Source organism: Actinacidiphila sp. bgisy160 (assembly GCF_057707815.1).
In genome coordinates, this window is record NZ_JBYIQW010000024.1 from 57529 (window position 1) to 70274 (window position 12746).

A 12746-nucleotide genomic window follows, 5' to 3' on the forward strand; every position below is an offset into this window, starting at 1 on the left:
GGTCACCAGCGACGGGTGACCCAGCCGGGCTCGGCCTTGCGCATGGCGGCGGCGTCGTCGCGCACGTGGAAGGTGCCGTCGTCCTCCAGCCAGCGCCGGTGCAGCACGTCCAGTGCCGTACGGTCCAGCTCGACCCCGAGGCCGGGGGCGTCGGAGACGGGCAGCCGCCCGCCGCGGAACTCGTGGCGGCGGGTGATGACGTCCTCGGTCTGCCAGGGGTAGTGCGAATCGCAGGCGTGGTGCAGGCCGGGCACGGTGGCGGCGACATGGGTCATGGCGGCCAGGCTGATGCCCAGGTGGGTGTTGGAGTGCATCGACAGGCCGACGCCGAAGGTCCGGCAGATCGCGGCCAGTTCGCGGGTGTTACGCAGCCCGCCCCAGTAGTGGTGGTCGGAGAGCACGATCTGGACCGCGTCCTTGGCGAAGGCCTCGGCGATCTCGGGGAAGGTCGTCACGCACATGTTGGTGGCGAGCGGAACGTCGGTGCCGGCGGACACCTCGGCCATCGCGGCGGTGCCCGCGGCCGGGTCCTCCAGGTACTCCAGGACGTCGCCGAGCTCGCGCGCCACGTGCAGCGAGGTCTCCACCGACCAGGCGCCGTTGGGGTCCAGCCGCAGCGCCTGCTCGGGGAACGACTCGGCCAGGGCGCGTACGGCGGCGATCTCCTCCTCCGGCGCGAACACCCCGCCCTTCAGCTTGAACGAGGTGAAGCCGTGCTCGCGCACCAGCCTGCGGGCCTGCGCGACCACCCCGGCCGGGTCCAGCGCGGCGCCCCAGTCGTCCCTGGGCCCCTGGCCTCCGGGGTGCTCCGCCCAGCGGTAGAAGAGGTAGGCGCTGTAGTCGACCGTGTCGCGGACCTTCCCGCCGAGCAGGGCGTGCACGGGCAGCCCGAGCGCCTTGCCGAGGGCGTCCAGGCAGGCCACCTCGAAGGCCGAGACCACCGAGAGCAACAGCTTGTCGGCGGTCTGGACGCCGCGCAGGCCACCGGCGTCCACCGCGTCGGAGGTCTCCTCGGGGGGCGCGCACACCAGCGTCGCGAGGGACGGCAGATTGTTCAGGTCGTCGACCCGGCAGCCGGGCAGGGCCTCCGCCAGCGGTCGCGCGAGTTCCAGGTAGCGGGTGTCGCCGTAGGTCTCCCCGACGCCGCTCACGCCGCCCGCGGTGGTCACCTCGACGATCAGGCGCGGGGTGTAGGGCTGGTGCACGCCTTGGGTGTTGAGCAGCGGCGGGTCGGAGATGAGGACGGGGGTGAGGCGCACCCCGGTGATCGTCAGGTCCCTCTGCGGTGTCACTGCACGCCACCCCTCGGTTCATGTATGTGAATTCCGTACGTCCACCAGAACGCGACCTTAGGTGGCGTCCGGATGCCCGTCAAGAACGCGCAGGTCGGCGGCGCCACGCCGGTCCACCGGGTGGCGCCGGGACCCAGCCGGTAAGCGGCTCCAAGGCCGCGCGCCAGGTGGGCGGCAGATCGGCGACACCGGTGCGGGCGGCGATGGCACAGGTGGTTGCGCCGATGCGGCGCAGGACGTCGTGCATGGAGGGGCCGTACTCGCGGTACGGATCGGCGGCGTAGGCCCCGGCGAGGCCGGCCGCGAGGGCGTCCTGCCGGACGGATACGCCGTTCGCCGCGAGGTGCCCGAAGGGCGCCAGGGCCTGGGCGGTGTCGTCGGTCCAGTACCAGGGAACGTCCCCGGGGGTGATCCGGTGCGCGATGGCGCCTTCCCGTTCCTCGCGCGAGGTGAAGAACCAGCGATCGCCGAAGGCGCCGCCATGCGCCGGTCCGTACAGCGAGTCGAGGGCGGCGGGCGGGATCATGGCGTCAGTCTCGCAGCGGCGGGAAGGCCGGACACCCGCCTTTCGCTCGGGCGGACCGCAGGCGGACTGGACGACATACCGACTGGTCGGCATGATAGCCGGGACACTCATGACAGCGGCGAGGAGCAGGGATGAGCGGGACGGAGAACCCACCGGGACTCGATCTGGAGCGGTTGCGGCGGCACCTCGACGCCGAGCGGCCCGGGCTGGTGGCGGGCCCGATCCACGGCGGGCTCATCGAGGGCGGCCGGTCGAACCTGACCTACGCGGTGACCGACGGCGTCTCCCGCTGGGTCGTCCGGCGCCCCCCGCTCGGCCACGTCCTGGCGACGGCGCACGACATGACCCGCGAGCACCGTGTCATCAGCGCCCTGCGCGACACCCCCGTCCCCGTCCCGGGAGCCGTGCTGCTCTGCGAGGACCCCGAAGTCGTCGGCGCGCCCTTCTACGTGATGGACTTCGTCGAGGGCACGCCCTACCGCACCGAGCGACAGCTCGCGGCGCTCGGGCCGGAGCGCACCCGGGCCATCGTGCTGCGCCTGCTGGACACCCTGGTCGCGCTGCACACCGTGGACCCGAGAGCGGTGGGACTGGACGACTTCGGCCGGCCCGACGGCTTCCTGGAGCGGCAGTTGCGCCGCTGGGGCAAGCAGCTCGACGCCTCGCGCAGCCGCGAGCTGGCGGGCATCGACGAACTCGCGGCGCTGCTCGGCACCCGCCTGCCCGCCTCCGCGCCCGCGGCGGTCGTGCACGGCGACTACCGGCTCGACAACGTTCTCGTCGGCGCCGACGACACCGTCCGGGCCATCCTCGACTGGGAGATGTCCACGCTCGGCGACCCCCTCACCGATCTCGGGCTGCTGCTCATGTACAGCGAGCTGCGCCCCACTCCGGGCACCCCCGTCTCCGTCACCGGGGGCGCGCCCGGCCACCCCTCCCCCGCCGAGCTGATCGAGCGCTACGCGGCCGGCTCCGGCCGCGACGTGTCCTCGGTCGCCTGGTACACCGCCTTCGCCTACTTCAAGCTCGCGGTGATCCTCGAGGGCATCCACTACCGCTACACCCTCGGCCAGACCCTCGGCGCCGGCTTCGACCGGATCGGCGCCCTGGTCCCGGCCTTCATCGACAACGGCCTGCGGACGCTTCAGGAAGGCTGAGCCATGGATTTCGCGTACGACGCCAGGACCGAGGAACTGCGCGAGCGGCTGCTCGCGTTCATGGACGAGCACGTGTACCCCGCGGAACCGGTCTTCCGCCGGCAGCGGGAGGAGGCCGAGGGCGAGGCCGTGTGGTCCGCGCCGCCGGTCGTGGAGGAACTGAAGGCCAAGGCGCGCGAACTCGGCCTGTGGAACCTCTTCCTCCCCGGCGAGCGGGGCGCCGGGCTCACCAACCTCCAGTACGCGCCGCTGGCCGAGATCACCGGCCGCAGCCCGCACCTGGCACCGCCGGCCCTCAACTGCGCCGCGCCGGACACCGGCAACATGGAGGTGCTGGACGAGTTCGGCAGCGAGGAGCAGCGCAAGACCTGGCTGGAGCCACTGCTCGCGGGCGAGATCCGCTCGGCGTTCGCTATGACCGAGCCCGACGTCGCCTCCTCGGACGCGACCAACATCGAGACGCGGATCGAGCGGGTCGGCGACGAGTACGTCATCAACGGCCGCAAGTGGTATATCTCCGGCGCGATGAACCCGCGGTGCCGGATCTTCATCGTCATGGGCAAGACCGACCCGGCCGCGGAACGGCACCGCCGGCAGAGCATGATCCTGGTGCCGCGTGGCACCCCCGGCCTCGAAGTGCGCCGCGGCATGCGGGTGTTCGGCTACGACGACGGGGACCACGGCGGCCACGCCGAGGTCGTCTTCCACGACGTGCGGGTCCCCGCGGAGAACCTGATCGGCGAGGAGGGCGGCGGCTTCGCCATCGCCCAGGCACGGCTGGGACCGGGCCGCATCCACCACTGCATGCGGCTGATCGGCATGGCCGAGCGGGCGGTGGAGCTGATGTGCCGGCGCGCCACGGGCCGGGTCGCCTTCGGCAAGCCGCTGGCGGCGCAGGGTGTCGTGCAGCAGTGGATCGCCGAGGCCCGGGTGGAGATCGAGCAGCTGCGGCTGCTGGTCCTCAAGACCGCCTGGCTGATGGACACCGTCGGCAACCGCGGTGCCCACACCGAGATCCAGGCCATCAAGATCGCCACCCCGGAGAAGGTCGGGCTGATCCTCGACCGCGCCATCCAGCTGCACGGCGCGGGCGGCGTCAGCCAGGACTTCCCGCTGGCGGAGCTGTACGCGGCGGCCCGCACGCTGCGGCTGGCCGACGGACCCGACGAGGTCCACAAGCGCTCCCTGGCGCGCCGTGAACTGAAGCGGTACGCCCGGGAGGGCTGACCCACGGGGGCACGCGGCGCCTTTCCGGTTCGTGTCCGGGGCGGCGCCGCGGTGCGCGCCCGGTGCGGGCCCGACGCGCGCACCGATGCACCGATGCACCGATGCACCGATGCACCGATGGTGCGTGCACGGTCAGCACGCCTCGCGATGGTGTTCCCGCCGCCGGGCCACGGGGCCCGGCCACGAGCCGGAAGGCACGCGATGAGCACGCCGACGGGCAGGTCCGCGCCGGTGACCGCCGGATCTCCGGGGACCCGCCGCGCCGTGACGCCGCGACCGGCCGAGGACGGCGCCCAGGTCGCCGTCCGGGTACCTGGGCGGCTCCCCCTCCGCCACCGCTTCCGCGAGCGGCGGCACCCACCCGCGGCGCCCCGCCGGGCCGGGTCCGCGGGCGAGGGCCGGCGCCGGCGCGCCGGGCGCCGCGCGGTCAGCGGGGCACGACCACCACGCGGCCGGTCGTCGTACCGTCGGCGACGCGCTGGACGGCGTCGGCGGCGTCCTCCAGTGCGACGCGCTCGCTGACGAGGGGCTTGATCGCGCCCTCCGCGGCGAGACGGGTGAGCTCCTCGTGGCAGCCGCGCACGGCGGCCGGGTCATGGGTGTTGTACAGGCCCCAGTGCAGGCCCACGATGGAGTAGTTCTTGACCAGGGCGTGGTTGAGACCGGGGCTTGGGATCGTCCCGCTGGTGAAGCCCACGACCAGGATGCGGCCCTCGAAGGCGACGCACTTGGTGGACCGGGTGTAGGCCTCCCCGCCCACCGGGTCGTACACGACGTCGGCGCCGCGGCCGCCGGTGGCCTCCTTGACGGCGGCCACGAAGTCCTCGGAGGTCCGGTCGACGACGACGTCGGCGCCCAGTTCCCGCGCCGTCCTCGCCTTCCCGGGTCCGCCGGCCACGCCGATCACCGTGGCGCCCGCCGCCTTGCCGAGCTGGACGGCGGCGCTGCCGACTCCGCCCGCCGCGGCGTGCACGAGCAGGGTCTCGCCCGCCCGGAGCCCCGCCCGCCGGTGCAGCCCGAACCAGCCGGTCTGATAGCCGATGTGGAGGGCGGCAGCCTCGGCGTCGTCCAGCGCGGGGGGCGCGGGCAGCACGCTCGCGGCGGGGACGACGGCCAGCTCGGCGAAGGCCCCGCCGGGCAGCGCGGCCGGGCCGATGACCCGGTCGCCGACGAAGTGCCCGGTGACGCCCTCGCCGACCGCGAGGACCTCGCCGCAGAACTCGACGCCCGGTGTGAACGGCAGCGGCGGCCGCACCTGGTAGTGCCCCCGGCACAGCAGCCCGTCGGGGAAGTTGACGTTCGCGGCGCGGACCTTCAGGAGCAGTTCACCGGGGCCGGGCTGCGGGTCGGGGACCTCGTCCAGGCGCATCGCCTCGCGCGGCTCCCCGTTCTCGTGCACACGCCATGCCTTCATGCGGTCTGCTCCCGGTTCGGTTCAGGGCTGCCGCACGGAGTGCAGCAGCATGTCTGCGAAGTCGGCGGCGACCTGGCCGGCGGACAGCGGCCCGTCCTCCCGGTACCAGGTGCCGAGGTGGTGCACGGCTCCGAAGAAGAAGTCGACGACGAGATCCGGCCGGACCTCCCGCCGGAACACGCCCTCGCGCTGCCCCTCCTCGACCAGTGCGCGGAACTTCTCGTGGTAGCGGCGGCGGTCGGCCCGCACGGCCTTCTGCTTCTCCGGGCTGAGCTGGTGCATCGACCGGAAGAAGATCTTGGTGTCGTCCAGGTTGTCGATGCTGGTGACGACGACGTCGGCGGCGGCTTCGACCAGGCGGTCCGCCACCGGCGACGTCTCCTTGCCGGCGATCGCCTCCAGGCGCTCCATCTGCAGCCGCAGCACGCGCCCGTAGATCTCGTGCAGCAGGTCGTCCTTGCTGCCGAAGTAGTGGTAGAGCGCGCCCTTGGTGACCCCGGCGGCCTCCACGATCTCCTGCACCGACGTCCGGTCGTATCCGCGCTCGGCGAAGAGGCGGGTGGCCTCGGCGAGCAGCCGCTGGGGTACCGCGGGCGCGGTCGCCTTGGGTGGGGTGGTGCTCCGTGCCATGGCCTGCCCTCTCTCCGAACCGGTGCGCCCGGACAGCATACCGACCGGTATGTGACTCGATCCCTCCGTGCGCGCGGCTCCCTGCGGAGGATCTTGCCGCTCGGCGTCCTGGGCGGCTCGGACAGGACTTCGATCAGCAGGGCTCGCTCTCGTACGGGCTCACGCGCCGCGCCCCTCCTCCAGCTTCCGTTGCAGTCGGTTCATGCCGTCGATCCAGCGGTCGGTGTCCCCGGCGCGGGCGGTGTAGTAGGCGCCCGTCCCGGAGTGCGGAAGGATCAGGAAACGCTCCTCGGCGATGCCCTGGAACACGGCCTCGGCGACATCCTCCGGCTCGATGGCGGTGGGGGCGAGCACCAGGTCGCCCGCGGGCCCGGCCGCGCGCAGCATGTCGGTGCGCACGCCCTCCGGGCAGACGGCGTGGACGCGCACGCCCCGGTGGCGGTAGGTGACGGCGAGCCACTCGGCGAAGGCCAGGGCTCCGTGCTTGGTGACCGAGTAGGGGGCGTCGCCGACCATGGTCAGCAGCCCGGCGGCGGAGACGGTGGCGACGAAGCGGCCCTCGCCGCGCTCCAGCCACTCCGGGAGCAGCGCGCGGGCGGCGCGCACGTGGGCCATGACGTTGACGTCCCAGACCATTTCCCAGACGGCGTCGTCGGCCTCTGCCCCGGCCATGCTGCCGGTGCCGGCGTTGGCACAGAACACGTCGATGCCGCCGCCGAGCGCGGCACGGGCCGGCTCGACGACCGCCGAGGCGTCGCCGGGGACGCAGATGCCGCCGATCTCGTCAGCGACGGCCTTGGCGGCGTCCTCGTTCAGGTCGTTGACGACGACGCGCGCGCCTTGTGCCGCGAATCTCCGGGCCAGCGCCGCCCCGATCCCGCCGCCGGCACCGGTGACGACCACCCGGGCATCGCGCCGCGCTTCCATCGCGTCTCCTTCGACTGGGAACAGCTCCGAGGGCATACTAAGCGGTCGGTCAGAGCTTGGGAAGGGCGCTCCGGAGGCGATGGAATTCCCCTCGCGCGGTGTATGGCCGCACCCGCGCCGGATTGGGATGATGCGACCGCATCGGTCCGGGCGAGTCAGGGGGACGGTCATGCCGGGGATGAGTGTCGAACCGTACTGGGAGATGACCTTCGACGCGGACGGCGACCCCGACCGGGCGCAACGCCACCGGCTCGCCGCGGGTGTCGGCGCGAAGGGCGTCACCGACCTGCTGGTCTTCTCGCACGGCTGGAACAGCGACCGATCCGGCGCGACCGCCCTGTACGACCGGTTCCTCGCCCCCGTCCCCGGGCTGCTGGCCGGCCGCGCCCGGCCCGGTACGGTCATGGGCTACGTGGGCGTGCTGTGGCCCTCCATGCGCTTCTCGGACGAGCCGATCCCCGACTTCGACGCCCTGCTGCCCGGCCCCGAGCCACTGCGGCCCGAGCCGGCGCTGGACGCGGCCACCCGTGACGCGCTCGTGGCGGTCTTCCCCGGGCACGAGGACGAGATCCGCCGGATCGCCGAGCTGCTGGAGGAACGCCCGGACGGCGAGGAGCCGTTCGCGGAGTTCGCCGCCCTGGTGCGGCGGCTGACCGGGGTGCCGGCGGAGGCCGTGGCGGGGCTGTGCGCGGAGGACACCTCGGACGCGGCGCCGGGTGCGGATCCGGCCGTCCTGTGCGGCGACCCCGTGGCCGCCTGTGAGGAGTACGCGGCGGCCCTGGAGGACGGCGCCGCCGGGCTGCCGCTGGCGGGCGGGGGCTGGACACGGCTGTGGAACGGCGCCAAGGAGATGCTGCGCCAGGCGACGTACTACGCGATGAAGCGGCGGGCCGGGACGGTCGGCGAGCGCGGACTCGGCCCGCTCCTCGGCCGGCTCGCGCGCGCCCACCCCTCGCTCTCCGTCCATCTGGTCGGGCACAGCTTCGGCGGCCGGCTGGTCTCCTACGCGCTGCGCGGACTGCCCGACGGGGTGCGCGCGGTGAGATCCGTGACCCTGCTCCAGGGCGCCTTCTCGCACTACGCGTTCGCGTCCCGGCTGCCCCATGACGGGGCGCACGGCGGCGCGCTGAGCACCGCCCGGCTCAAGGTCGCGGGCCCGGTGGTCGCCTGCTACTCCCGCCACGACATGGCGCTCGGCACGATGTACCCGATCGCGTCCCGGCTGGCGGGCGACGACCGCGGGTTCGGGCCCGGCCAGGGCGACCGCTGGGGCGCGATGGGCCACGACGGCATCAAGGCGGTCGACGAGACCATGGACATGCCGCTGGCCGAGGCGCTGCGCGGGGCGTTCCCGCGGGCCGGGTGCGTCAGCGTGGACGCCTCGGCCGTGGTGTGCCACGGGGGTCCGCCCTCCGGGGCGCACAGCGACATCTGCCACCCCGAGCTGGCGCGGATCGTGTTGCGCGCGGGCCGGCTCCTGGCCTGAGGCCGTGGGCCGGCCACCGGCCCGCGCGGGCCGTGCACGACGGGTCAGCGGTGGGCGGGGAACTCCACGACCTGTTGGTAGGTCGGGCGGTTCTGCCAGCTGATCTTGCCGTGCTTGATGCCGCCGAGGGTGCGGTGGATGACCGTGTCGGCGCACCACTGGTCTCCGGCCGAGCAGTTCTCGTCACCCGGGTACACCTGGGCGGCGGTCCTCGCGGCGGCCTGCTTGAGGGTGCCGGTCAGCACGTTTCGGCAGGCCGCGAGCTCGCCGCCGCCGCAGTAGGTACGGGCCAGGCCGCCCTGCACGGGTTCGCCGAGCACCGCCCGTATGTCCTTGTCGACATAGGACCACCAGCCGTACTGGAAGGAGCTGCCGGCGTGCGAGCCGGTCGGGCCGTGCCCGGCCGAGGGCGCCTCGTCCACGGTGAGGTTGGCGGTCAGCGCCGCGTACAGCTCGCTCCCCAGGCCCGGTTCGAACTCGGCCTGGACCAGCAGCGGCCACCACGCGTCCATGATCCGCACCGCGTCCGCGTTGGCGTAGGCGTGCGAACCCGGCGAGGTCTCCCGGCGCTTGGCACCGGCGGCCACCCAGTCGGAGAGCTTGGTGACGGCCGCGGACACCGCGGGGTCGGAGATGGTCCCGCTGCGCAGCACCTTGAGCAGGCCGGGCAGCACGTCCTCACCGCGCAGGTCGGTCAGGGCCGCGTCGGCCATCGCCTTGGTGAGCTGGGCCCGGGTGACGCCGCCCGCCGCGACCAGCTTCTTCACCCGGTCGTCCAGGAGGTCGCCGCGGTGCACCGAGCCGTTGCCGAACCCGGCCGCGTCGTAGTCCTTGGCCTGCCGGTTGTTCCAGGAGACGTAGTAGTCCTGGCCGACGGACTGCGGGTGCTCCGAGGCGGGCGTGTAGTCGGCGGTGTTGTGGGCGGGGTCGAAACCGCGCCACTCGTAGGCGGGCTCGGCCCATACCGGGAAGGTCGGGTCGACGTCGGCGGCGCGCACCGGGTTGGCGCCGCTGTTGAAGTAGGCGGCCTGCCGGGAGTCGGCGTAGAACCAGTTGAAGGTGTAGTTGATGTGCTGGACGGCCTGCTGGAAGGAGGCCGCGTCGGTGACGGCGGCCGGGTCGTTGAGCATCTGGAAGCCGACGACCGAGTCGGCCTCGTGCATGTAGGAACTGCGCAGCGACACGTAGGCGACCTTCTGGCCATCGATCGTGGCGCGGTGCGTCACCGGTCCGTACCTGGTGCGGTAGATCTGCATCCGGTAGGAGCCGGCCGCGGTGCCGTCGGCGGTGGTGGGCTGCCAGGAGTTGCTGCGCTCCAGCTTCTCCATGGCCGTGCAGGTGCCGCGGTAGAGGTAGTGGACGTCGTCCTGGCAGAGTTCCACGGTGTAGGTGTCGGTGATGTCCTGGGCCGAGGTGGTCGCGCTCCACGCGTAGTCCTGGCCACGCCCCAGCTCCACGTACATGCTCAAGCCCGCGAAGGACGCGCCGCGGGCGCTGATTCCGGGGCCCTGGATCTCCTGGAGCATCAGCAGCTGTGGCGCGAAATAGCCGGTCTGCGGGCCGAAGACGGCGATCGGGTGCCCGCTCGCGGTGTGCGCGCCGCTGACCAGCAGCGCGTTGGACATGCCCCGGGTGTTCGCGGAGAGCGCGCTCGTGGTGGCGCTCTTCGACGCCGCGGACGCCTCCGCGGTGCCCGCGCTGCCGGTGCGGTCGTGGACCAGCGGCTCCACCGTCACGCTCCCGGCGTCGGGCAGAGCCCTCCCCTGGGGGTTCTCCGGCCGGACGGCGTACGGGAAGCTCTCGCCGTCGTGCACGGTCAGGACCGCCTCGGGGTCGTCGCGCTCCCGGAAGGACTCCCAGACCCTGGTGCCCTCGGTGACCCCGTATTTCTGCTGGGCGGCCAGCAGGGACAGGGCGTTGGACACCTCGCCGCCGCCTCCGGTGCCGAACAGCGCGCCGATCACGGAGGCCAGGGCGATCAGGTCGGTGGGCTTGAACTTCTCGATGGTGCCGGCGTTGGTGATGGCGTCCTTGTGGCCGGTCAGCACGTACTCACCGGGGAAGTAGCGGCCGCTGTCGGAGGCGGCGATGTAGGCGTTGATCCCGTCGACGTAGGCGCCCACGTCGGCCAGCGCCTGCCGGCCGCGCTCCCCGTTCTGCGCGGCGATCCAGTCGATCTGGGCCTGCAGGTCCTCCTCCGTGTACGGTGCGGCGCGATAGAACTCCTGTTCCAGCCCCTGGTTGGCGGGGGCGCCGCCGGCGAACGAGGTCAGCCGGCCGCGGCCCACGTGCCGGAACAGGTCCATCAGCCAGAGGCGGTCCTGCGCCGCGGCGTAGCCGGCGCCGAACTCGGTCCCGTACCGGGTCGTGCCGGCGATGTGCGGCACCCCGGTCTTCTTGTCGCGGGTGATCGTCACGTCGCTGCGGGGCGAGACCGTCGAGGCGACCTGCCCGGACGGGACGCCGAAGGAGGCGTCGTTGAAGAAGTCGTTGATCGTGGCGTCGGTGAGGTTCTGGTACCCGCCGGCCAGGTTCGCGTACGGCCCGAGCTGGTCCTCCGCGTGCTCGGGCTGGGTGCCGAAGATCTGGTTCAGCAGGATCTGGGCGAGGGTGGCGTTGCCGTTCTCGCCCGGCGGCAGGATGTCCGAGCACCGCCCCTGGCAGTAGTCGGTGGCGGGGGCGGCGTGCGCCGCCATGGGCAGCGGCGCGACGAGGCTCGCGCCCAGGGCGATGACCGCCGCCGCGGCGGTCGTTCTGAATCTTGTTCTGAACCTGTCAAATCTGGATCGCATGACGACTCCTCCCGAAGCGCGGTGTGACGCAGGTTACTTCGAAATATGACCGCCGAGTAAGGTGAACATGCGTCACGTTTCAGCTACGCCATCCCGGCTGGAACCCGCCACCCCGGGGACGGATCCGGAACGCCGTCCGTTACGTCCATTCGAAAGCGATGCGACACCGACGACGGAGGTGGCACACCATGGCCGGATTCCGGAGCCTCGCCAGACAGGTGCGCGATCCCCGGCGCTCCCCCACCCAGCGCCGCACCTACCTGCGCAGGTGCCTGGAGCGCTTCGCGCCCTACGGGCACCGCGCGACCTGGGACCACCTGTGCACGGGCGCGGGGATCGCGCCCGACGACCGCGAGCCGGACCCGGTCCGGCTCGTCACGGCGCTCGCGGAACTGGAGGAGGCGCGGGCGGTCTGGCTCACCTATGAGCGGGAGTTCGCGGCGCGCCGCAAGGAGGAGAAGTTCTACGGCATCCGGCAGCCCGGCGCGCTCGACGACTGGCACCGGCGCACGTGGGGCGGCAACGGTGTCGCCTGGTGCGAGAACCCCCGCATCCACCCGGACGACCGGCTGGCGGACGTACTGCGGCGCATCATCGCGGCGATCGACGCGGGGCCGGGGGCGGGGTGCCCGGTCTGCGGCGAGGAGCGGCTGCGGTGGCGGAACGGGCTCAACCACTACCCCGGGGCGGGGCCCGTGTGCGGGCGGTGCGGGATCGTGGTGCCGGTGCCGGTTCTCTGCGAGGCCGCCCTGGCGGAGGCGCGCGGCGCACTCGTCCCCTCGGGGTGAGCCTGCGGGCGGTGTCCGCGCTTGCGGCCCGTTGCCGTGTGCGGACGCGTAGTGGTTGATGTTGTGGTTCTCCCCGTCCTCCCGCCCGATTGCCCGGCGCGGTCAGTGACCGCCTCGCACGGTCGTCGCGGGGTCGGTGCCGCGCCGGGGCACTCCCCCAGCCTTCGGCCGGGGTGCCCCGACCTCGGGGCTCGCGGTTCGCGTCCACGTCATTCGGCGCCGGGTTCCCCGCTCGTCCCCTGCGAGGGCACTCCGCGACACTCCTTCGCCGGTAGGAGGTGAGTAGGGCACTTGCGGCAGCCCGGACCGCCTTCTGACCCTCCACCGGCCGTTGGTCGCGGAACCGTCGGAGGGGGCGGGGGAGGTGGGGGCACCCCCGGCCGAAGCTGGGGGTGGGTGGGCGTTCCGGACGCTGACGTGTATGTGTTGTGCGGCACAGACGGCACAACAAGTGCGGCCCGCCATGCACATATGGGGTCCGGAACGCCGCGCAGCCCCGGCGGCCCC

The 12746-nt window shown here is 73.0% G+C and carries 10 protein-coding genes; 4 read left to right on the forward strand and 6 right to left on the reverse strand.

What is annotated here, in order from left to right:
• Nucleotides 1-2: 2 nt before the first annotated feature.
• Together AC3EUJ_RS20095 and AC3EUJ_RS20100 are read right to left on the reverse strand one after the other, a co-directional pair.
• The gene (locus AC3EUJ_RS20095; protein ID WP_431963219.1) at nucleotides 3-1292 is read right to left on the reverse strand and encodes a glucarate dehydratase family protein; all 1290 of its coding nucleotides are present in this window, start codon (nucleotides 1290-1292) and stop codon (nucleotides 3-5) included.
• 79 nt (nucleotides 1293-1371) lie between these two features.
• Nucleotides 1372-1818 (reverse strand): ADP-ribosylglycohydrolase family protein, encoded by a 447-nt coding sequence (locus tag AC3EUJ_RS20100; RefSeq protein WP_431963221.1) that lies wholly within the window; start codon nucleotides 1816-1818, stop codon nucleotides 1372-1374.
• A gap of 131 nt (nucleotides 1819-1949) precedes the next feature.
• Between AC3EUJ_RS20100 and AC3EUJ_RS20105 the strand changes: the two genes are divergently transcribed.
• On the forward strand, nucleotides 1950-2975 hold the full coding sequence (locus tag AC3EUJ_RS20105) for a phosphotransferase family protein (protein ID WP_431963223.1): 1026 nt from the start codon (nucleotides 1950-1952) through the stop codon (nucleotides 2973-2975).
• A gap of 3 nt (nucleotides 2976-2978) precedes the next feature.
• On the forward strand, nucleotides 2979-4202 hold the full coding sequence (locus AC3EUJ_RS20110; protein WP_431963225.1) for an acyl-CoA dehydrogenase family protein: 1224 nt from the start codon (nucleotides 2979-2981) through the stop codon (nucleotides 4200-4202).
• A gap of 427 nt (nucleotides 4203-4629) precedes the next feature.
• Here the strand turns inward: AC3EUJ_RS20110 and AC3EUJ_RS20115 are convergent, their stop codons facing one another.
• From AC3EUJ_RS20115 to AC3EUJ_RS20125, 3 genes are all read right to left on the reverse strand, one after another.
• Nucleotides 4630-5616, reverse strand: coding sequence for an NADPH:quinone oxidoreductase family protein (locus AC3EUJ_RS20115; RefSeq protein WP_431963227.1), 987 nt, complete (start codon nucleotides 5614-5616; stop codon nucleotides 4630-4632).
• 21 nt (nucleotides 5617-5637) lie between these two features.
• Nucleotides 5638-6246 (reverse strand): TetR/AcrR family transcriptional regulator, encoded by a 609-nt coding sequence (locus AC3EUJ_RS20120; protein WP_431963229.1) that lies wholly within the window; start codon nucleotides 6244-6246, stop codon nucleotides 5638-5640.
• A gap of 159 nt (nucleotides 6247-6405) precedes the next feature.
• Complete coding sequence (locus AC3EUJ_RS20125; protein ID WP_431963231.1) at nucleotides 6406-7173, reverse strand: SDR family oxidoreductase; 768 nt, start codon at nucleotides 7171-7173, stop codon at nucleotides 6406-6408.
• A gap of 178 nt (nucleotides 7174-7351) precedes the next feature.
• On the opposite strand from AC3EUJ_RS20125, the gene AC3EUJ_RS20130 reads away from it, so the two are divergent.
• Nucleotides 7352-8659 carry a lipase family protein gene (locus tag AC3EUJ_RS20130; RefSeq protein ID WP_431963233.1) on the forward strand — a complete coding sequence of 436 codons (1308 nt, stop codon included), beginning with the start codon at nucleotides 7352-7354 and terminating at the stop codon, nucleotides 8657-8659.
• 44 nt (nucleotides 8660-8703) lie between these two features.
• Here the strand turns inward: AC3EUJ_RS20130 and AC3EUJ_RS20135 are convergent, their stop codons facing one another.
• Nucleotides 8704-11451, reverse strand: coding sequence for a penicillin acylase family protein (locus AC3EUJ_RS20135; protein ID WP_431963235.1), 2748 nt, complete (start codon nucleotides 11449-11451; stop codon nucleotides 8704-8706).
• 188 nt (nucleotides 11452-11639) lie between these two features.
• Between AC3EUJ_RS20135 and AC3EUJ_RS20140 the strand changes: the two genes are divergently transcribed.
• Nucleotides 11640-12239, forward strand: a complete 600-nt coding sequence (locus AC3EUJ_RS20140) for a hypothetical protein (RefSeq protein WP_431963237.1) — start codon at nucleotides 11640-11642, stop codon at nucleotides 12237-12239.
• Nucleotides 12240-12746 lie beyond the last annotated feature (507 nt).